The sequence below is a fragment of the Spongiactinospora rosea genome, assembly GCF_003315795.1.
Taxonomy (GTDB): Bacteria; Actinomycetota; Actinomycetes; order Streptosporangiales; family Streptosporangiaceae; genus Spongiactinospora; species Spongiactinospora rosea.
The window spans coordinates 64,233-84,292 of record NZ_QMEY01000009.1 but is presented as its reverse complement, the minus strand read 5'-3'; the positions used below and the strand labels follow the sequence as shown (position 1 = coordinate 84,292).

Annotated in this window: 21 protein-coding genes and 1 pseudogene; 7 read left to right on the top strand and 15 right to left on the bottom strand. The window is 70.7% G+C overall.

Annotated features, from left to right (window positions below; translation table 11 throughout):
- Nucleotides 1-4: 4 nt before the first annotated feature.
- Complete coding sequence (locus tag DP939_RS21640) at nucleotides 5-1,147, top strand: serine hydrolase domain-containing protein (protein ID WP_113982581.1); 1,143 nt, start codon at nucleotides 5-7, stop codon at nucleotides 1,145-1,147.
- A gap of 206 nt (nucleotides 1,148-1,353) precedes the next feature.
- Here the strand turns inward: DP939_RS21640 and DP939_RS21635 are convergent, their stop codons facing one another.
- A complete protein-coding gene (locus DP939_RS21635) occupies nucleotides 1,354-1,560 on the bottom strand; it encodes a DUF397 domain-containing protein (RefSeq protein ID WP_113982580.1) in 207 nt (68 codons plus the stop codon).
- Nucleotides 1,561-1,578: 18 nt separating this feature from the next.
- Nucleotides 1,579-2,430, bottom strand: a complete 852-nt coding sequence (locus DP939_RS21630) for a helix-turn-helix domain-containing protein (RefSeq protein ID WP_225878410.1) — start codon at nucleotides 2,428-2,430, stop codon at nucleotides 1,579-1,581.
- A 373-nt stretch (nucleotides 2,431-2,803) separates the two neighbouring features.
- Between DP939_RS21630 and DP939_RS21625 the strand changes: the two genes are divergently transcribed.
- The 3 genes from DP939_RS21625 to DP939_RS21615 all read left to right on the top strand — a co-directional run bounded on the left by DP939_RS21625 (nucleotide 2,804) and on the right by DP939_RS21615 (nucleotide 5,044).
- The gene (locus DP939_RS21625; RefSeq protein WP_113982578.1) at nucleotides 2,804-3,025 is read left to right on the top strand and encodes a hypothetical protein; all 222 of its coding nucleotides are present in this window, start codon (nucleotides 2,804-2,806) and stop codon (nucleotides 3,023-3,025) included.
- Between the two features lie 41 nt (nucleotides 3,026-3,066).
- Nucleotides 3,067-4,047: a BtrH N-terminal domain-containing protein gene (locus tag DP939_RS21620; protein WP_113982577.1), complete on the top strand. Its 981-nt coding sequence runs from the start codon at nucleotides 3,067-3,069 to the stop codon at nucleotides 4,045-4,047.
- Nucleotides 4,048-4,117: 70 nt separating this feature from the next.
- Entirely contained in the window at nucleotides 4,118-5,044 is a 927-nt protein-coding gene (locus tag DP939_RS21615) for an LLM class F420-dependent oxidoreductase (protein ID WP_113982576.1), read from the top strand.
- 22 nt (nucleotides 5,045-5,066) lie between these two features.
- Here the strand turns inward: DP939_RS21615 and DP939_RS21610 are convergent, their stop codons facing one another.
- Genes DP939_RS21610 through DP939_RS21600 form a run of 3 tightly spaced genes read right to left on the bottom strand, consistent with a single transcriptional unit; the run spans nucleotide 5,067 to nucleotide 7,386 of the window.
- Nucleotides 5,067-6,287, bottom strand: coding sequence for an MFS transporter (locus DP939_RS21610; RefSeq protein WP_199565323.1), 1,221 nt, complete (start codon nucleotides 6,285-6,287; stop codon nucleotides 5,067-5,069).
- Nucleotides 6,288-6,332: 45 nt separating this feature from the next.
- Nucleotides 6,333-6,803: an RrF2 family transcriptional regulator gene (locus tag DP939_RS21605; RefSeq protein ID WP_113982575.1), complete on the bottom strand. Its 471-nt coding sequence runs from the start codon at nucleotides 6,801-6,803 to the stop codon at nucleotides 6,333-6,335.
- Nucleotides 6,804-6,831: 28 nt separating this feature from the next.
- Entirely contained in the window at nucleotides 6,832-7,386 is a 555-nt protein-coding gene (locus DP939_RS21600; RefSeq protein ID WP_113982574.1) for a hypothetical protein, read from the bottom strand.
- Between the two features lie 209 nt (nucleotides 7,387-7,595).
- On the opposite strand from DP939_RS21600, the gene DP939_RS21595 reads away from it, so the two are divergent.
- A complete protein-coding gene (locus tag DP939_RS21595; protein WP_113982573.1) occupies nucleotides 7,596-8,381 on the top strand; it encodes a Clp protease N-terminal domain-containing protein in 786 nt (261 codons plus the stop codon).
- Between the two features lie 107 nt (nucleotides 8,382-8,488).
- Here the strand turns inward: DP939_RS21595 and DP939_RS21590 are convergent.
- Nucleotides 8,489-10,410, bottom strand: a pseudogene (locus DP939_RS21590) (ABC transporter ATP-binding protein).
- A gap of 246 nt (nucleotides 10,411-10,656) precedes the next feature.
- Between DP939_RS21590 and DP939_RS21585 the strand changes: the two are divergent.
- Both DP939_RS21585 and DP939_RS48765 read left to right on the top strand, forming a co-directional pair.
- Entirely contained in the window at nucleotides 10,657-11,577 is a 921-nt protein-coding gene (locus DP939_RS21585) for an AEC family transporter (RefSeq protein ID WP_113982572.1), read from the top strand.
- Nucleotides 11,578-11,611: 34 nt separating this feature from the next.
- Complete coding sequence (locus DP939_RS48765) at nucleotides 11,612-11,740, top strand: hypothetical protein (RefSeq protein ID WP_263972336.1); 129 nt, start codon at nucleotides 11,612-11,614, stop codon at nucleotides 11,738-11,740.
- Nucleotides 11,741-11,761: 21 nt separating this feature from the next.
- On the opposite strand, the gene DP939_RS21580 is transcribed toward DP939_RS48765, so the two are convergent.
- The 9 genes from DP939_RS21580 to DP939_RS21540 all read right to left on the bottom strand — a co-directional run bounded on the left by DP939_RS21580 (nucleotide 11,762) and on the right by DP939_RS21540 (nucleotide 19,947).
- Nucleotides 11,762-11,995, bottom strand: a complete 234-nt coding sequence (locus DP939_RS21580) for a hypothetical protein (RefSeq protein WP_113982571.1) — start codon at nucleotides 11,993-11,995, stop codon at nucleotides 11,762-11,764.
- Nucleotides 11,992-12,291 (bottom strand): hypothetical protein, encoded by a 300-nt coding sequence (locus DP939_RS21575; protein ID WP_113982570.1) that lies wholly within the window; start codon nucleotides 12,289-12,291, stop codon nucleotides 11,992-11,994. Before DP939_RS21575 ends, DP939_RS21580 begins: the two co-directional genes overlap by 4 nt.
- A 345-nt stretch (nucleotides 12,292-12,636) precedes the next feature.
- On the bottom strand, nucleotides 12,637-13,842 hold the full coding sequence (locus DP939_RS21570; protein WP_113982569.1) for a helix-turn-helix domain-containing protein: 1,206 nt from the start codon (nucleotides 13,840-13,842) through the stop codon (nucleotides 12,637-12,639).
- A 1,303-nt stretch (nucleotides 13,843-15,145) separates the two neighbouring features.
- A complete protein-coding gene (locus tag DP939_RS21565; RefSeq protein WP_113982568.1) occupies nucleotides 15,146-15,991 on the bottom strand; it encodes an LLM class flavin-dependent oxidoreductase in 846 nt (281 codons plus the stop codon).
- 151 nt (nucleotides 15,992-16,142) lie between these two features.
- On the bottom strand, nucleotides 16,143-17,105 hold the full coding sequence (locus DP939_RS21560; RefSeq protein WP_113982567.1) for an NADPH:quinone reductase: 963 nt from the start codon (nucleotides 17,103-17,105) through the stop codon (nucleotides 16,143-16,145).
- Between the two features lie 20 nt (nucleotides 17,106-17,125).
- Nucleotides 17,126-17,479: a DUF3140 domain-containing protein gene (locus DP939_RS21555; RefSeq protein WP_113982566.1), complete on the bottom strand. Its 354-nt coding sequence runs from the start codon at nucleotides 17,477-17,479 to the stop codon at nucleotides 17,126-17,128.
- Nucleotides 17,480-17,548: 69 nt separating this feature from the next.
- Nucleotides 17,549-18,463, bottom strand: coding sequence for an SDR family oxidoreductase (locus DP939_RS21550; RefSeq protein WP_113982565.1), 915 nt, complete (start codon nucleotides 18,461-18,463; stop codon nucleotides 17,549-17,551).
- Nucleotides 18,464-18,475: 12 nt separating this feature from the next.
- Entirely contained in the window at nucleotides 18,476-19,408 is a 933-nt protein-coding gene (locus DP939_RS21545) for a glycosyltransferase (RefSeq protein ID WP_113982564.1), read from the bottom strand.
- Nucleotides 19,405-19,947, bottom strand: coding sequence for a D-glycero-alpha-D-manno-heptose-1,7-bisphosphate 7-phosphatase (locus DP939_RS21540; protein WP_404828603.1), 543 nt, complete (start codon nucleotides 19,945-19,947; stop codon nucleotides 19,405-19,407). The genes DP939_RS21545 and DP939_RS21540 overlap by 4 nt, the downstream gene beginning before the upstream one ends.
- Nucleotides 19,948-20,060 lie beyond the last annotated feature (113 nt).

The following is a 20,060-nucleotide window of genomic DNA, read 5'->3' as shown; positions in this document are numbered from 1 at the left end:
CTGGATGAAGTACCGGAAAAGGGCCGGAGTCGTCGGGCTGGCCTGCGCGATGCTCACCCTCGCCGTCGTCCAGCCCGCCGCCGCCCAGGACGTACGCCCGGCGGGCGACGTACGGCGGGCCATGGCCGAACTCGCGCGAACCCCCGGAGTGGTCGGCGCCATCGCCGGGCTGTACGTGGACGGCAGGCGTACCGGCCAAGGGTCTGCGGGCTCGCGGCTGCTCGGTGGCAAAGGCGGCGCGATCCCCGCCGGGTCCCGGTACCGCATCGGCTCGCAGACCAAGACGATGGTGGGCACGGTACTGCTGCGACTGGTGGCCGAAGGCCGCCTCGGCCTGGCCGACAAGCTGGGCGATCTGCTGCCCGAAGTGGCCAGGCGCGACCTGGTGGAACGGGCCGGTGAGATCACCGTGCGGCAGTTGCTCCAGCACACTTCGGGCATTCCCGACTGGTTCGGTAACGACCCGGCGGGCGGCGAGGGGGGCGCGTCGGTCGATATATTCGATTTCACCACCTATTACCGACCGACGGACCTGGTACGGATCTCCCGTGGCCAGCCCCGCACCGGCGAACCGGGCGAGAAGTTCGCCTACTCCAACACCAACTACACCCTGATCGGCATGATCATCGAGCGGGTGACCGGCCGTTCCCTGGCCACCGAACTCAAGCGGCGCGTCTTCACCCCGCTCCGGATGAACGACACCTACCTCACCTTCCGGCCGCCCCAGGGCATCGAGGGGCCGCACGGCCACGGCTACTACCCGGATTCGCGCGGGCGGCTGCGCGACATGCACCGGTTCAACGCCAGTTATGGCGGCGCGCCGGGCGGAGTGGTCTCCACGACGCGTGACGTCAGCGCGTTCTTCCGGGCGTTCCACCAGGACAGGCTGCTGCCGCCGGAGCTGCGGCAGGTGCTCACCGAAAGGCCCGGTGGATCACCGCAGAGCGGTGGGGGCGGCGGCCTGTGCGGGGGCACGCTCAAGGGGTCGCTGGTGTTCGGCGGTACGGCGGGGTTCACCGCCATGACCTTCGCGTCGTTCGACGGGCGTACGCAGTACGCCGTGTCCACCACGCACAGCGTCGCGGACACGGCGGCGATCGGTCCGGCGATGGTCAAGTCCGCCGAGTCGGTACTGTGCGCGACCTGATTTCAGGGGCGGCGGGCAGGTGTCGGCGGCCGCCCCAATGGGAGGGTTGGGGATGACTGGTGTGTGAGGGGAACCTGGCCGAGCGCCTGGAGCCGTTCAAGGCGGACTTTCTCGCCCTGGCACGCCCCCGCCTGACCTGACGTTGCGGGGCACGCGGGCCTTGCTCAAAATGGCCTCGAACTGCGGGGATGGGGCGGTCATTGCGGTCAGCCGAAATCGCCGGTCTTGATAGTGCCGACGAACCACGCCCATTCCGCAGCGGAGAACCGCAATATCGCGCCCCGGACGTCCTTGCTGTCGCGGACCGCTCGCCCCCCGCCCGGCAGGGCCGCGACCTCGACGCAGTCGGAATTGTTGGCCCCGCTGTATGAGCTCTTGCGCCAGAAAAGCACATCGGACTCCACGGAAGCCATGACCGCCGCCCCCCGCCTCTACCGAAATCGGTCCGCCAACTCGGCCAGATACGCCAGTGACGCGTCCGCGCTCAATGCCGACGCGCGTACATGGTCATAAGCCAGCGTATAGCTCCGCACGTCGTCCGTCTTCTCCAGAAACAGGTCGCCGGCGACCGTCCCGACATGGACCAGGCTCGGGTCCTCCGGTGTGGCGAACCGCAGGATCGTGAAGGGATTGTCGAGGGCGGCGTGTGCGCCCATGCCGTTCGGGACCACGTGGACGTCGATGTGCGACCGCGTCGCCATGTCCGCGATGTGCAGGATCTGCTTGCGCATCACGTCGGCGCCGCCCACGTGCTTGGCCAGCGCCGCCTCGTCGATGACCGCCCTGAACACAGGCGGATCGTTCCGTTCGAAGATCTGCTGGCGGGCCATCCGGGCCTCCACCCGCCGCCGGACCTTGGCGTCGTCGATCGCCCGGCCGCCCCCGCGGAACACGGCGGCGGCGTAGTCGGGTGTCTGGAGCAGGCCGGGAACGAGGAGGGCCTGGAAGGCGCGGATCTCGCTCGCCTCCGTCTCGAACTCCGGCAGCGCGCCGACCAGGAAGACGTCCTTGTACTCCTCCCACCACCCGCGCTGACGCGCCTCCCGGGCGAGGGCGATGACCGCCTCGCGCAGAGAGGGGTCGGTGACGCCGTAGACATCGAGGAGGTCGCGTACGTCACGGACGCTCGGCAGCTTCCATTCGTTGCGTTCCATCCGGGTGAGCTTGGAGGCCGTCCATTCGAGCCGCCGGGCCACCTCGTCGGCGTGGAGCCCGGCGTCCTGCCGGAGTCGGCGCAGCAGCGAGGACAGTCGGCGGCGGCGCACCGTCGGGCTGTATGGCACGGGATCTCCTGTTGAGGGGGGTCGTAGCGCGGGAGCGATGTGCTTGCCTTGCGATTGAGGTATTACGTGGGGCTCCGTCTTGCAAAAACGCTTTGGGGATACGAGCATGACCCTAGCAGTTTCAGCTACAGAGAGTAAGGCATCGATGACACATATCGACTCGCCGCACCACCTGGGCCCATGCTCGTACGCCCGGCGGTCCGTCCATCGCCGGCCCGTTGACCTACACTGCCGGAGTGCTGTGCAACGCCCCTCCGCTGCCGCAGGACAGGCCCCCCGGTGTGCCGCGGCTCCGGTACGGCCGAGCCTCCCTTCCCGGTGAGCCGATGCCCCCCCTGATGTCCTTATCGGCCGTGGCCCGGGGATCCGCCGCGTGACGCCGGACGATCGGCGGCTGGAGGTCATCCGGCAGACCTATCCGGGCTGGCGGATCACCGTCCTCAAGGGCGTGTGGTTCGCGACCCGGCACCGCCCGCCGGACTCGGCCGAACGCGCGCTCGGCGTACACCACCAGCTCGCCCGCCTCACCGGCGACGACCTCGTGGCCGCGCTCGCCGAGCAGGCCGACATACTGCACCGCGCCCGCCGTACTTGAAGTACTTGAAGCACGCGAATTACCTGAAGAAGTGATCTCGCATGGCCATTCTTGAGAACATCGACGCCCGCGGAATGCGGCACTGCGAGACCACGGCGCTCGGCGTGCTGCTGAAGCACGCCGGGCTCGCCCTTTCCGAACCCATGCTCTTCGGCCTCGGCTCCGGCCTTTCCTTCATCTACTGGGACGCCAAGGGCATGGACCTCCCCCTTCTCGGGGGCCGGGTGAAGCCCTTCCAGCTCACCAAGAACCTGGCCACTACCCTGGGCCTGGGCCTTTCGGTCGCGGAGACCACCTCTGCCCGCAAGGCATGGCACAACGTGGCCGCCGCCATCGATTCCGGCCGTCCGGTGGGCCTGCAACTCGACAGTTTTCACCTGGACTACTTCACGACGAAGGTCCATTTCGGCGGTCACGTCGTCGCCATGTACGGCTATGACGACGAACACGCCTATCTGGTCGACACCGACCAGCAGGGCGGCGCGGTGCGTACCACTCTCGGCAACCTCGCCCTGGCCAGATCCGAACGCGGCCCGATGGCCGCGAAGAACCGGTCGTTCACCATCACCGGCCCGCCCGCCCTTTCCTGGCAGGCGGGCATCGTCCCCGCCATCCGCTCGTGCGCCACCGCATTTCTCGCCGCCCCCATCGCCAACCTGGGACATCGCGGCATCGAAAAGGCCGCGGGCCAGGTACGGAAATGGATGTCGCGCACCGACGACCCGCAGCGGCACCTGCCACACGCCGCGCTGCTCATGGAACGCGGCGGCACCGGCGGCGCGCTTTTCCGTAATCTGTACCGCGATTTCCTCGGCGAATGCGCCGAGCATGTCGCAAGCGGCGAGATCCGCACCGGCCACCGCCTGTACGGCGAGGCCGCCGCGCTGTGGACCGACGTGGCCGCCCTGATCGCGAAGGCCGGTGAGACCGGTGCGGCCGCGTACCTGGACCAGGCCGGCGACCTCCTGCTCGACCTCTCCCACCTCGAAAGGGACGCGATGCTGACCTTGAGCCGCGTCTGAAAGGACACGTTTGCTAACCGGAGGCACCCTCCCTATAGTTGCGGAGGAAGCCTCCGGAAAGGATCGTGCCATGACCGACATCCCCAGGACCGGCCGGATCGGCGTCTGGACCTCCGCGCTCGGCTTCGTCCCGCCGGGCCAGGCCCGCGATGTCGCCGCCGAGCTGGAACAACTGGGCTACGGCACGCTGTGGCTGAGCGAGGGCCTGGTCAGAGACCCCTTCCTGGACGCCGCCCTCGCCCTCGAATCGACCTCCACACTCACCCTCGCCACCGGCATCGCCAGCATCTGGGCCCGCCGCCCGCAGGTCGTCGCCGGTCTGGCCGACGGCCTCGCCGAGGCGTACCCGGGGCGCTTCCTGCTCGGGCTGGGCACGAGTCACAAGTTCGGTGTGGAGACGTTCCTCGGTACGGCGTACGGCAAGCCGTACACGGCCATGCGCACCTATCTCGACGACCTCGACGGCGTGCGCGACACGGTGAAGTCGGTCCTTCCGGCGTTCGCGCCCCGGGAGGACGCGCCACGCGCGCCCCGGGTGCTGGCCGCGCTCGGGCCCAAGATGCTGGAACTGGCCAGGGACCGCAGCCAGGGCGCGCACCCGTACCTGGTCACCCCCGAGCACACCCGCACCGCGCGTGACGTGCTCGGCCCGGACCGGCTGCTGGCGGTCGAGCAGGCCGTCGTACTCGATCCGGACGAATCCGAGGCCAGGCGCCTGGCCGCCGTCCACGTCAACGCCTACGTCGGCGGTGACGTCTACCGCGGCAGCCTGCGCAGGCTCGGCTTCACCGACGACGACTTCACCGGCGGGCCTTCTGGCGGCGCGAGCGACCGTCTGGTGGACGCCCTGGTCGCGTACGGCGACGCGGACGACATCAGGCGCCGCCTGGACGAGCATTTCGCCGCGGGGGCCGACCACGTCTGCATCCAGGCACTCGGCGACGATCCGCGCGTCATCCCGCTGGCCCAGTGGCGGGCCCTCGCCCCGGCTGCCTGACGCCGACCCCGAGAGGGCCAGGTCAGCGGTGGTGGCGGGTCAGGGCGAGGTACCCGAGGCACAGTACGGCCAGCGCCGCGCTCACCCCGAGCGCGACCGGCACGCCGACCGGCAGCAGCAGGCCGCCGAGCCCGGTGCCCACGGCGATGCCGAAGTAGAGCGCCGAGGCGTTGAGGCCGACGACCACGGCGGTCTCGTCGGGCGCGGCGGAGATGAGCCGCACCTGCTGGGCGGGGGTCTGGAACCAGGTGCTCGCGCCCCACGCGATCATCAGCAGCGCGGTCAGCGGCAGCCAGTGGACCTGCGCGCCGGTGGCCCAGGCGAACACGGCCAGCGTCACAGCGAGCCCGGCGTACCCGATGGCGAGTACCCGGATCGGTCCGCGCCTGTCCGCGGCGGCCCCGGCGATCAGGTTGCCGCCGACCGCGCCCACGCCGTACAGGAAGAGCAGCCACTTCTCGGCCGAAGGGGTCACGCCGAGTTCGTGCAGCAGCGGCACCGCGAACGCGTACAGCCCGTAGCTCGCCATCAGCCCGAACACGCTCAGCGGCAGCACCGCCAGCACCCCCGGATGGCGCAGCGCGGCGAGCCGCCTGCGCAGCGGAATGCGCGGGCCGCCCGGCAGCGCGGGCAGGATGAACGCGACGAGCGCCGCGCAGATCAGGCTGAGCAGGGCGATCAGACCGAGTGCCGCGCGCCAGTCCATGATCCGGCCGGCCAGGTTGCCGAGCGGTACGCCGAGCGCGGTCGCCGCGGTCAGCCCGCCGACCACGACGGCGAGCGCCCTGGCCCGCTGCGCCGGGGCGACCAGGGAGGCGGCGACCGCGCCCGCGATCGGCGTGAACCCGGCCGCCCCGAACGCCGCCAGGACCCGGGTCGCCATCAACGCGCCGAAGTCGGGGGCGAGGGCGGAGCCGAGGTTGGCCAGCGCGAGCACGAGCAGCGCGGCCACCAGCAACGGGCGGCGCGGCACCCGGGCGGTGAGGGTGGCCAGCACGGGGGAGAGCAGGGCGTACGCCACCGCGAACACCGTCGCCGACTGCCCGGCGGCGGCCTCGGAGACCGCCAGCGACCGCGCCATCCCGGGCAGGAACCCGGCGACGACGTAGGCGTCCGTCCCCACCGCGAACGCCCCGAGCGCCAGCACGACCGTCCCTCCCAGCCCCCGGCTGCTTCCGGGGGCGTCGGTGCCGGAGGGTTCCGCGGTACGTGACGGTGACTCGCTAATCGGGATACTAGGCATCCCCTTTCCTTTCCTGATGATGTCACTGCCGGCCCGCTCCGCCGTTCAGTCGCGGAGGCGGACGTAGTTCTTCCTGGTACGGGTGCCGTTGGCCGGGTTGTCGGCCATCAGGTCGGCGATGGTCTGGGCGGCGAGTTCGCGCCGCCAGGCGAGTTCGGCGCGGCGCATGGCGCGGGCGATTCCGCAGGGCCGGTCGAAGCCGCCGCCCTCCGCCCCCAGCCCGCGCTGCCGGATCTCATCGCACCGGAACGCCTCCGCGCCGCCCTCTAGGGCGGTGACGACGTCCATCAGCGTGATCCGCTCCGGCGGCCTGGCCAGCATGAACCCGCCGCGCGCCCCCGGCGCCGACGCCAGGATGCCCGCCCTGGCCAGCGCCTGAAGGCGCTTTTTCAGGTACTCCTGCGGCAGGTCGTACCAGGCCGCCAGACTGCGGATGGGCACCGGCCCCTCGCCGTCGAGCCAGCCCAGGGTCACACAGCAGTGCAATCCCCACTCGACTCCTTCGCCCATGTTCATAACAGGGATACTACATATCCCTTTTTGCTCACTCGCCCGGGGGGGTCAGCGTGAACCTGGCCGTACCGATCGTCATGCCCATCCCTCTGATCGAGGCGCAGTCGAGCGAGTCATTGGGCGAGACGCGGAAGTACACGGCCAGGCCGTACCCGTCCAGTGCGCCGCCGCTGATCCGGCCGGTCAGGTACAGGGCGCGGGGCCCCGGCGGCGGTACGGGCAGCGGCTCGGCGACGATCTGGGCGACCTCCGTGTCGCCGGTGCCGGGGCCGTCCCAGGTGATCTCGCCCGACGCGGGCACCACCTGGGCGAGATCGCACGTCAGCGTGCCGGGGCCATCCAGTTGGAGAGCGGCGCTGCGGCGGGCGGGATGCGCGGGGGTGCACTCGCGGATGTTCGCCCACGAATGGACGGTGGTGGCGGTGGCGGGCTTGTCGTGCAACGGGGGGTTGAAGGATGAGATTTGCGAGCCGATGCACTCGATGGCCGTGGCCGACGCCCTGGCGGGTAACGCGGGTGACGCCGGTAACGCCGTTCCGGCCACGATCAGCGCGGCGACGATCAGCAGGCGGGGGAGACGTCTCATGGCTCTGCTCCTCGCAGATGGGGGGACACCGGTTCACCGGCCGCCGGGCCCATCGCTCACGCGACCGACGCGACCGGCTGAAGACGACCGCATCCTCTCTTCCCCGTCCGCGTTTTTGAACCCCCCGGGCTTCTCTCTAGCCATGTAACCCCAAGGGGGGTATAAAGGGTTCATACCCCTAAGGTAACCCCATGGGAGGGTGACGCCGGATGCCGAAGATCAATGTCTACCTGCCCGATGAGCTGGCCGAGGCGGTCAAGGCGGCGGGGGTGCCGGTCTCCGCGGTGTGTCAGCGCGCGCTGGAACAGGCCGTACGGCGGGTCGTGGCGATCAGGGAACTGGCGCTCGGCGACCTGGAGACCGGCGACCCCGCGGCTCGCTTCCCGCACTTCACCGACAGGACCAGGGAGGTCATGAAGCTGTCGGTGGCCCAGGCGCGGGCGGCCGGGGCGGCGGAGGTGGGCACCGAACACCTGCTCGCCGGGATGCTCGCCGAGGGCACCAACCTGGCACTCCATGTGCTGCGGGCCATCGAGGTCGACCCCGCCCAGGTACGGCAGGCCCTCCCTAACGGCCAGGCCGCGGACGCCGGGGAGGAGTCAGAGGCGGGTACGGGGGGCCGGTTCAGCCCGGCGGCGGCCAACGCGCTGGAGATGGCCGTGTCGGAGGCGCACGGCCTCGGGCACAACTACGTCGGCTGCGAGCACCTGCTGCTCGGCCTGATCAGCGAGCCCGACGGCACCGCCGGTCAGGTGCTGCGCTCGCTGGGCGCCGAGGCCAGGCTGACCCGGCGGGCCGTCGTCGCCGCCCTCGCCGGATATGTCCACCTGCGCGCCCAGGGAGTGCAGGGCCTCGCGGGCACTCAGCAGGCCGCCCCCGCCCTGGGCGGCGACGCCGCTAAGTGGCTGGCGGCGGCGGTGGAGCGGGCGGTGGAGCCGCTGGCGGCGCGCATCGACCGCATCGAGCGGCGGCTGGACTCGGGCTCCGGCGGGTGAACGGATTGGTGGTCAGGGCAATACTGATCATCGTTGTCCTCGCTTGGATCGTGGCGGTCCTCTGACAGGGCCGCCGCGCGCCTCTGACAGGGCCGCCGTGCGGCGGATCAGGCCAGCGCCTCCGCGGTGGCGGCCCGTTCCGCGAGCGGGCGACCGGCGGCGGACTGCTCCTGGTGGTCGAACTGCGTGCGGTACAGCTCCTCGTACCGGCCCCCCGCCGCCAGCAGCTCGGTATGCGTGCCGCGCTCCACGATCCGCCCGCTCTCCACCACCAGGATCAGGTCGGCCGCCCTGACCGTGGACAGCCGGTGCGCGATCACCACCGCGGTACGGCCGGCCAGCGCTTCGCCCAGCGCCTCCTGCACCGCCGCCTCCGAGGTGGAGTCGAGGTGCGCGGTGGCCTCGTCCAGGATGACGACCCGGGGCCGGGCCAGCAGCAGCCTCGCGATGGTCAGCCGCTGCCGCTCGCCCCCGGACAACCGGTAGCCGCGCTCCCCGACCACCGTGTCCAGGCCGTCGGGAAGCGTGGCCACCAGGTCTTCCAGGCGGGCGCGGCGCAGGACGTCCCAAAGGTCGTCGTCGGAGGCGCCGGGGCGGGCGAGCAGCAGGTTGGCCCGCACGGTCTCGTGGAACAGGTGACCGTCCTGGGTGACCATGCCGAGCGTGTCGCGCACGGAGTCGGCGGTCAGGTCGCGTACGTCGGTGCCCGCCAGCCGTACGGCTCCGGCGTCGACGTCGTAGAGCCGCGGGACGAGCTGGGCGATGGTGGACTTACCGGCTCCGGAGGAGCCGACCAGCGCGACCATCTGACCGGGCTCCGCCCGGAACGACACGTCGTGCAGCACCTGCACCCCGCCCCGGGTGTCGAGCGTGGCGACCTCTTCGAGCGAGGCCAGCGAGACCTTGTCGGCCGCCGGATAGGCGAACGAGACGTTGTCGAACTCCACCGAGACCGGCCCCTCCGGCACCTGCACCGCGCCGGGCCTCTCGGCGATCAGCGGCTTGAGGTCGAGCACCTCGAAGACCCGCTCGAAGCTGACCAGCGCGCTCATCACCTCCACGCGGGCGCTGGCCAGGGCGGTCAGCGGGGTGTACAGGCGGGTGAGCAGCAGCGCCAGCGAGACGACCGCGCCGGTGTCGAGCGAGCCGCGCAGCGCGAAGAAGCCGCCCAGGCCGTAGACGAGGGCGAGGGCCAGCGCGGACACCAGCGTGAGCGCGGTGACGAACGTCGTCTGCACCATCGCCGTGCGCACCCCGATGTCACGGACCCGCCTGGCCCGGCCGGTGAACTCGGCCGACTCGTCGGCGGGCCGCCCGAACAGCTTGACCAGCGTGGCCCCCGGCGCGGAGAAGCGCTCGGTCATCTGGGTGCCCATCGCCGCGTTGTGGTCGGCGGCCTCGCGCTCCAGCCGGGCCAGCCGCTTGCCCATGAGCCGCGCGGGCAGCACGAACACCGGCAGCAGCACCAGCGCCGCCAGCGTGATCTGCCAGGAGATCTGGACCATCACCACCAGCGTGAGCACCAGCGTCACGACGTTGTTGACCACCCGGACAGCGTGTCGCTGAACGCCCGCTGCGCGCCGATCACGTCGTTGTTGAGCCGGCTGACCAGCGCCCCGGTGCGGGTGCGGGTGAAGAACGCGATCGGCATGCGCTGCACGTGGTCGAAGACCGTACTGCGCAGGTCGAGGATCAGCCCCTCGCCGATGCTCGCGGACAGCCACCGCGACACCAGCCCGAGCCCGGCCTCGGCCACCGCGATCACCGCGATCACCACCGCCAGCCCGACCACCAGGCCCAGCTCACCGCCCTGCTCGATGGCGTTGACCACCTGCCCGGCCAGCATGGGGGTCGCGACCGCGAGCACCGCCAGCACCACGCCGAGCGCGAGGTACCACGTCAGCATCATGCGATGCGGACGCGCGAACCCGGCGATCCGCCGCAGCGTCGCCATGGAGAACGGGCGCTGGTCCGACTTGGCGTGCATGGCGTTGTAAAGCGAATGCCACGCGGTCACTTCCATGTCCATGCCCGAACCCTCCCATACGGCTACGACAGAAAAGACGGTATGACCTCAAGCTAACTTGAGGTCAACTGGACCGCTCGCCGCCCGGACCGTGAGGGGGGCGTGACCTCGTGGAAAAGGTCCGTTCTATCGTGGTTCGTCGGAAAGCGCCGCTGATCGCCGGAGCGGGCGGCGGCGTCGGGCACGGTGGACCAAGGAGCGGCGGTTGCCTGGCAAGGACAAGTCCAGGCCCATGGGCGCGGCAGGCTGATGTCGGGGGTCTTCGCGGCGTTCGCGGCGCTCGTCTCCGTCGTACTGCTCGGCTACGCCGTGGGCCGGCTCGGCGTACTGCGCCTCCCGGACGAACTCGTCCTCTCCCGCCTGGCCTTCTACGTGACCCTGCCCGCGCTGCTGTTCAGCACCGTGGCCACCGCCGACCTGCGGTCGATCTTCTCCCCCGTACTGCTCACCAGCCTCGCCGGACTGGCCGCCGCCCAGCTCGTCTATGTGCCGGTGGCCCGGCTGCGCTGGAAACGCGACCGGCGCGAGACGACGGTCGGGGCCATCGCCTCGTCGTACGTCAACGCCGGCATCCTCGGCATCGCCGTCGGCGTGTACGTCCTGGGGGACGGCGCGCTGGTGGTGCCCATCGTGCTGTTCCAGCTCCTGGTACTGGCCCCGATCACCTTCCTGCTCCTCGAACCCCCGTCCGCCGGCCGCTCCGTACGACAGGCCCTCCTCCGCCCCCTGCGCAACCCGCTGACCGTCGCCTCACTCCTCGGCCTGGTGTTCGCGGCCTCGGGCATCGAGATCCCCGAGCCCATCATGCGCCCCTTCGACCTGGTGGGCGCCGCGGCCGTACCGGTCGTCCTGATCGCCTACGGCCTCAGCCTCAGCGGCCCCGGCCTCGCGGACATGGCCCGCCAGGGCGGCAAGGACGTCCTCCTCGCCGTCGCCCTCAAGTCCACCGTGATGCCCGCCGTCGCGTACCTCACCGCGGCCCACATCCTCCACCTGACCGGCACCATGCTCCTCGCCGCCACCCTCTTCGCCGCCCTCCCCACCGCCCAGAACGTCTACGTCTACGCCCGCCAGTTCAACGCCGCCCCCCACCTCGCCCGCGGCGCCGTCCTCCTCTCCACCTCCCTCGCCGTCCCCCTCATGGCCGTGATCACCGCCCTACTCGCCTGACACGGCCCACCCTGGCGCACTAGAGTCCCTGGCCGTGGACATCACCGAGCCCCACCGCCCCCCGGATCTCGCGCAGTTCCTCCTCGCCGCCCCAGACTGGGCAGACGACCTCGAATTCCCCAGAAACAAGGACCTCCCCCGCGACCCAGACCTCAACGCCTGACCGCCGTGCCCGCGGGTGCCCTCAAGCCGCGCCCATCCGGGCCAGAATGCCGAGCTGTACCGTCAGCGCGGCCACCAGTTCGTACGGCCCCTGCCGGGCGAACTCGTGCAGCACCCCGGCCGCCTTCTGCTCCAGCGTGGGCGGGACGTGTTTGCTCGCCCACCACCATCCGTCTCGCACGTATACGTGCCAGCCGGGGTAGGTACTCTCGATCGCGGCCAGGTGAGCACGCTCCCACGGGCTCAACTCGGTCACCGAACGCCCTCCCACGCATCTCCCGCGACCGAGATCGTCGCTCCATCGGCCCGATGCGCGGTGACCAGCGTGGTCCCGTACTCGTAGCCGATGCGGACGAACGACAGACGCGCGTACCGAACCCGCCCTCGGCCCTCGGACAGGGAGGCCAGGGCGTCGAGCATCGTCTTCTCAGCGGTGACCTCACAATGGGTCACATCACCCGCACCACGCTCGCCGCCCTCGACCTCCCACACAAGGAGCAGGCCGTCATCTCGGGCGGTGGATTCGCTCCCACCCTCTCGGGGCTCGATCATGAGTCACGCCTTCACTGTTCGCAGCACGTGCATGATTCGCTCGGCCGTCTGAGAGACGTCCGCGACGGGCCCGATTCCAGGACCCCAACTCCAGCGGAACGCCCCATCCGCGTAGAGGATCAGTTCGTTCATTGAAGGCTCGTCAGGGTTCCGCACCCACAGGGCCGCCTTCTGTGCTGTGTTGCGAAGCTCGGCCGGCCATCCCCGCTCCATCAGGGCGGCTTGTAGTCGTTCGAGCTGGGGCCGCGCCCTCAGTGCCGTCTCAGGTTCCATGAGCACGGAAAGTAGTCGACTGATAACTCGGTGATTCCACGCCTGTGAACTGCTGGGTCGGCGGCGGTCAGATCAGTGGGGAAGGCCCATCCGGGCGGCCATACCGCGCAGTACACGCCCAGCGGTGGTAGATCTGACCTGCTGCAACAGCACGCCGACCGTCTCCCGGGCCTTCGCGTCGTTGCGGAACTTGTGCGGTGCGACGTTCTCAGCGCGATGCAGCCACTCGACGGCCCGCTCCCTGGCGCGCGGGTCGCGCGCCAAACCCCGTCCCACATCGGTCAGGAAGGCGGTATGCCTTCCGCGACGCTCGGCCAGGCGGCGTTCTTCGACGTTGCGGGCCAGCTCAAGTACGCCGCCGCCCTCGCCTTGCTCCACGGCGAGCGAGATGCGCCAGACGTTGACGTTCGTGGTCGAGAACGCGCCCCAGTTGTCTCCTGGCGCGTCCGCCGTCCGTCCGGCGAGTTCGGCCGCGTGATCGAGCCAGTGCCGGGCCCGGGAGGCGTCGGCGGCCACCGTGGCCGCCATGGACGCGGCGAGGGTCAGCATGCCGAGAACGTGGACGCCGGTGTCGTCCTTGACATGCGGCTGGAGACGTTCGACGGCCTGCTCCGCCGCTGTGAGCCGGACTCGCCAGGTGGTCGCCGGCATGGTGTGAATCCGCAGGGAGTCGGCCTTCCCCCGATTGATCGGGTCGCCGAGGATGGCGGCGGCCTCCCCCGCGCGCATCGCGGCGATATGGGCCAGGTCACCGTAGCCCAAATCCTTTGTGGTGAAGGTCGCCATCTGGAACGCCTCGATGAGGCATTCGAGCGCCAGCCGGTGTTCGGCCTCGTCCGCTGGGTCGGCGGCGTGGACGTGCAGCTCGTCGATGATCGCCGGAAGCAGTCGGCCCGCCTCGCGGAACTTGTACTTGCTGTGGTCGAGCCGGTCCATATCGGCGAGGAGTTCGGGGAGCGGGCGGGCTTGGTCGGCGAGGGGAGCGGTCAGGGTGTTGGCGATCAGGGCGGTGCGGATCTGCGGGATCGTCGCGTGCGGTGCGGCTTGCACGGGGTCCTTGGTCAGATGCGGGCCACCGACCAGCTCGGTCTCGGAGACCTGCAAGGCATCGGCGAGAGCGGCGATATAGGAACGTCGATCGAGGGCGCGTTCACCGCGTTCCGCCATGGACAGATAGCTTTTGCTCATCCCGGCGAGATCGGCCAGTTCGACCAGTGACAGTTTTCGCCATTTGCGGAGCATCCGTAGCCGAGCACCGATGGTGGCCTGGTCGTACATGAGCCCTGCGCCTCCCGAGCCGCCGCTGCCATCAGGCTAGGCGCACGGCCTTTGCCGTGCCAGGGATTTGCATACGCTGACCCACGCCGCCGAATTTCTGGACCGCCCAGGGCTTATGTGGAGCCGTCTCCAAGGGTTTCGTGGGCCACTGCCGGAGGCGATCTGGGAAATCTCTGATGGTTTAGAGGTGTAATTGGTGTGCGTCTGGGCGAAGCGCTGCACGAGGCCCTTTTTTACGCCCTCTTGTGGCTGGGGAGGGAGTGCCGGGTGCGCCGGAGGCTGGGGATACCCAGGAGAGGGCAGGTTAGCCGGTGCTGGAACGGCGGGGTACCACGACCCACGCGAAATGCCGGGGCACGGGGCGTTGGTGAGGGCGGTGGGCGGCGAGAGGTGGCGTGCCGTACCGGGCGGAGCCCAGGCCTGGAAAGCAATCCGAGCGTCAGCGAGGCCCACTTCCCGCCGAAGGCGCGACCCCTGGCGCGATAGCGCGTCCTGGCCGCCGGAACCAGTGTGCCTCTATGGAGCGTGCTGGAGGCCGCGAGGGTAAGGGGGGATTGGGCGACGGCGGAGAGAATCAGACGGCGAGGCGGCGGGATGGTGTCCCACCAAGTGGTACAGCTTCGGGTGATCTTCGCGAAGTGCCGGACCTCGACTATCCGGCGCTGAGGCCGCCATGAATCTTGAGACCAGCCGCGAAATCACACCACCCGGCGGGACGCCATCGGCGGCGGGTTAGTTGGTGCTGGAACGGCGAGGTGCCACGACCCCACGGGAAATGCCGGGCACCAGGGCGTCACTGAATGCGGTGGACGGCGAGAGGGGGCCTGCTGTACCGGGCGAAGCCCGGACCTGGGAAAACAGGCCGAGCGTCAGCGAGGTCCGCTTCCCGCCGGAGGCGGGGCCTGTGGCGCGGTAGCGCGTCCTGTCCGCGGGAGGCGGGGCCCTGGTGCGCGGGGGCGTCAGCGCGTCGGTGATCGAGATACAGCTGTAGGGGGCTGGGTTACGGCGGGAGAGGATCAGACGGCGAGGCGGCGGGTTAGGCGGTGCTGGAACGGCGAGGTACCTCGGCGCATGGGAGATGCCGGGCACCAGGGCGTCATTGACGACGGTGGGCGGCGAGAAAGGGCGTGCTGTACCGGGCGGAGCCCGGGCCTGGGAAAACAGGCCGAGCGCCAGCGAGGTCCATTTTCCGCCGGAGGCGGGGCCTGTGGCGCGGTAGCGCGTTCTGCGGTCTCTTGTGGTGGGGGTGAACCGCGGTGGTGGGGCGGTCCACCCCCTTGGGGCGGTTATGGGCGGGGGGTGGTCACAGTGCTTCGGATAGGCGGTCTACCTGGGATGGGTCGAGGCCGTAGCAGTAGAACATGACCTCGTCGGCGCCCAGGTCGGTGAAGGCGGTGATCGTTTCGCGGACCTGGGCGGGGGTGGTGAGCATGGTGGTGACCATCTGGTCGGCCATGCCGGTGAAGGCGTAGTAGGCGTGCATGTTGGCGCGGGCGTCGTCGATGACGGGCTGGGGGCCGAGGGCGAGGTTGACCTGGGCGACGATGCGGGGGTGGCCCCGGCGGTCGTACTGCTTCCAGAACGTGCGGACGGTGTCGAACAGGTCGCCCGCCCAGGTCGGGGGTGCGGCGGCGAGGAAGCCGTCGCCCCAGCGGGCGACGCGTTCGAGGGCGGTGGGGTGGAAGCCGCCGAAGAGGATCGCCGGGCCGCCGGGGTGGGCGGGGGCGGGGCCGATCGGGCCGGCGTCCTGGCTGAACGGCTTGCCGGACCAGATGCGGCGCATCACCGCCATCTGCTCGTCCAGGCGGCGTCCGCGGGTGTGCATGTCGACGCCTGCGACCAGGTGGTCGTCATGGCGGCCGCCGATGCCGAGGCCGAGGGTGAGCCGGCCGCCGGTCATCTGGTCCAGGGTGGCGGCCTGCTTCGCGAGCAGGGCGGGTTCGCGCAGCGGGGCCAGCAGTACCTCGGTCTGGACCCTGATGCGGGAGGTGGCGCCCGCCAGGACGGCGAGGGCGACCAGGGGTTCGGGGTTGTGGTAGACGAGCCGGTCGAGCAGGCCGAGCGTGCTGAAAGGACCGGCGTCGGCGCGCTGGGCCCAGTCCAGCAGGACGGGCGGGTCGCCGATGGGCAGGCCGATACCGATGTTCATGGGTGATGCCTCCGAGAGGAAGGGTCGGCGAAGACGACTGCCGCCCCTCCGGCACCTCAGTGAGGTGGGACGCTCTCGCCCTGCGGCGTACTTCTGGAGAGCGTCTCGTCGAAGTGGTCACACTGTAGGACGAACACCGTTGCGCGGCAAATCAACCTCGGGTCACCCGAAGGATGAGGCGACGGCCCTTGTGGGAGCCGGATTCGAGGGTTTCGTGGGCCTCGGCGGCCCTGGACAGGTCCATTTCCTGGGTGTCCAGGCGGAGGCGGCCGCCGGACAGCTCGGCGTTGATCCATTCGGCGGCCTCGGCGAGTTCGTCCGCCGTGGCGAGGCTGATCGCGAAGCCGATGACCGAACGGTCGTGGGTGTACAAAGCGCTCGTGTCGAGGGGGGACGGGTGGCCGGCGGCTAAGCCGGCGAGGACGAGGGCGCGGCCTCTGGTGGCGAGGGCGGGGACGGCCTCGGCGGGAGGTGTGCGGCCGGTGGTGTCGCAGTAGACGTCGACGCCGTCAGGAACCAGATCCCCCAGCGCCTCGCGGAGGTCGGTCGCATTGGTGTCGATCACGGTGTGCGCGCCGTACGAGCGGCAGGTCTCGGCCTTGGCCGGGCCGCGGGCGGAGGCGATGACGCGGGCGCCGAGGCCGGTGGCCAGCCGGATCAGGCATGAGCCGACCGCGCCGTTGCCGCCCTCGACGAACAGGGTCTCCCCCGGCCGCAGCCGGGCGTGGTGGATCAGGCCGGTGTAGGCGGTGGCGGCCGGGTGCAGGACGGCCACCGCCGCGATGGGATCGACGCCGTCGGGCAGCGGGTAGAGCCGGTCGGCGGGCACGCACGCCAGCTCGGCGGACGCGCCCTGGCGGCCGTCGTGCCCCAGGCTGTTGCACCAGACCCACCGGTCGCCGCCGACCGGCTTGCCCACCAGGTCGCGGCCGAGCACCAGGGGCATCGGGACGGGCGTGGCGTACGCGCCGGAGCGGACGAAGGTGTCCACGTGGTTGACCGCCACCGCCGCCACCCGGACCGCCACCTCGCCGGGGCGGCACTCCGGATCGGGCAGCTCGCCGTACTTGATGTCGGTCGCCGGACCGGGTCGTTCGACGTACGCGGCGCGCATCTGCACCCCCTCAAGAAAGATCAGCCGGCCGCCGTCGAACGCAGCGGGTCGTGCCCCACGGACATCAGCTCGTGCCGCCACTCGTCGTCGGCGACGGCGTCGCGCGGCGCGGCGGCCAGCCGGTCCTCCACATAGTCGACCGTGCGGCGCATCACCTCGATGTCGCCGCCGGTGAGATCGACCTTCCGTTTGCCGAGGATGTGCAGCACGCCCCGGCCCAGCCCTTCGACGCCCAGATCGGGCTCGGCCTCGAAGGCGTCTTCGCCCGACGCGTCGGTCAGCAGCCAGGCCCGAAGCTCCTCCGAGGTCATGTTGACGATGCGGTGGAACTCCTGCCACAGCAGGTCGGTCTGGGGCTCGATTCGATCGGACATCAACGCCTCCCCGAAGTCCCGGAACTCCCCAACCGTCGCGCCTACCCCTCGGGCGGCGCGGAAACCAGGTCAGCGGTAGCCGGTGGCGTCGGCGGGCCGGTCGGGGTCTTGCACCTCGACCAGGTAGCGCCAGGCGTCGGGCCGGCTGCCATCGACGTCGGTGAACCCGTAGACCTGGGCCAGCCCGCCGCTGGACAAGGACCGGCCGTTCCACCGCGCGCGGTCGGGGTCGGACGCCAGTGCCACCACCGCCCGCCCGGTGAACGCCGGTGTCTCGGAGATGACGAAGTGCGGGACCTTGGCCGTGGCGTCGCGCCAGTTGGCCTCGGTCACGCCGTAGTGGTCGAGCATGGCCTCCGAACGCAGCCAGCCCGGGGACAGCGCCACCGCCGTGCCGCCGTGCGGGGCCAGCTCGTGGGCCTGGGAGAACGCGAGCCTGATGACCGACCACTTGGACAGGTCGTAGAAGGTGTTGAGCCGGTAGTTGGCCGCGTTGTAGTCGGTGGTGCCGTCGGTGACCTCCACGACCAGCCCGCCCGGCCGCTTGATCAGCAGCGGCAGCACGTGGTGGCTGGTGATGATGTGCGTGTCGATCGCCAGGTGCAGCAGGCGCAGGCCGTTGTCGAGGGAGTGCTCCCACACCGGGGTGTCCCACTCGGTGAGGTGGTCGCCGCCGAAGATGTCGTTGACCAGGATGTCGAGCCGCCCCTGCTCGCGGTCGATGCGCTCGGCCAGCGCGGCGACCTCCTCCGCCCGCAGGTGGTCGACCCGGACCGGGATGCCGACGCCGCCCGCCGCGGTCACCCGCTCGGCGGTCTCCTCGATGGTCTCCGGCCGGTCGATCTCCGAGCGGCCCGCGCGGCTGCTGCGGCCGGTCACGTAGACCGTCGCGCCCGCCGCGCCCAGCTCGGTCGCGATCCCCCGGCCGGTGCCCCGCGTGCCGCCCGTGACCAGCGCGATCTTCCCCTCAAGTGCTCCGCTCATGAGCACACGATGTCAAACGCCTCCGACAATTCCCGTGAGCGTCCGGTCCCAGTCGGCGAGGAAGCGGCCGAGCCCGTACCGGGACAGCGCGGCGGCGCGGGCCGCCTTGCCTGCTTGTCTGGCGTACGCGGGATCGGCGGCGAAGGCACGCAGGGCCTCGGTGAGCGTTTCCGTCCGGGTGGAGATCACGCCCGCCTCGGCCGGTACGGCTTCGACGGCCTCCGTGGTGGCCAGGGCGACGACCGGCATGCCGAGTGTCATCGCCTCGATCAGCGACAGGCCGAGCGAGGTCCATCGGTAGGGGTGCAGGTAGACCCGGCGTCTGGCCAGTTCGGCGTGCAGCTCCCGCTGCGGCAGGTCCTCGAAGGTCCCGTACGCCAGGCCCGTCACCTTCATCCCGAACACGTCCAGCGGAACCGCCTCGGCGAACTCCGGCAGCAGGTCCGTCCCCGCCACCCGCGTACGTCGTACCGGCTCGTTGACCACCACCCCGGCCCGCGCCAGCTCCCCGGTGTACAGGTGCCCCGGATCGACCACCCCGTGCTCGATGACCAGCGCCTGCGCCCGCCCCGAGTCCCACATGAGCCGGTTGAAGTGGGTGACGTGGACGATCGGGACGTCGTCGCGGTCCGCGAGCGGATGCCGGGTCCGGGGCACGTCCCCGGCAGGGGTGTTGTGCTCGACGTACACGGCGGGGACCCGCCGCCCCAGCCAGCGTCCGGCCAGTTCGATCTCGTGCGGGCGCTGGAGCACCAGCGCGTCCACCGGTTCCTCGCGCAGCCGGTCCCACGGGACCTCGCGGACGTTGTCCGGCCAGGGGTACGTCCGCGCCCTGCCCCTGCCGTCCGGCCCCCGGTCGGGGGTGAGCGGCACGACGTACTCGTGCCCGCCCTGGACGAACGACGTCGTCCACGACCCGTGGACGTGCCACAACAGAATCCTCATCCCAGCGCCCTCTCCACCGCTTCGCCGATCGTGGCGGCGACCTCCGGCGCGTCCGCGACTTCGGCGGGCAGGGTGACGGGGGTGGGCACGAGGATGCCCCTGGCCCCGGCGGCCCGCGCCGCCGCCATGTCCCTGCCGATGTCGCCGATGACCGCGCAGTCGCCCGGACGTACGCCGAGCGCCGCGGCGGCCCACAGCACCAGGCCGGGGCGCGGTTTGCGGCAGTAGCAGCCGTCGTCCTCGGCGTGCGGGCACACCGCCCACACGTCGAACGGGCCGAGCAGTTCCTCGACCCGTTCGTTGACCCGCCGCAGCGCGCCGGGGGCGATGAGCCCCCTGGCCACCCCCGACTGGTTGGTGACCACGCCGACCGGCACACCGGCCTGTCGCAGCCGTTCCACGGCCGCGCGCGCCCCCGGCATCGCCGTTACCAGAGCGGGGTCCGCGTTGTACGGAACGTCCCGCACAAGGGTCCCGTCGCGGTCGAACAATACGGCAAGCGAACGGCGATAATCCGGCAAATCAACATTTGTCGCCACAATTCCGCACTACCCGCCCGCAGCCCGGGGTAACAACCACGGAGAGTGACGATTGCCAGTACAGAGCACTCGCCACGTGGACTTCTACGAGACGCGGAGGTTTGAGAAGCGCT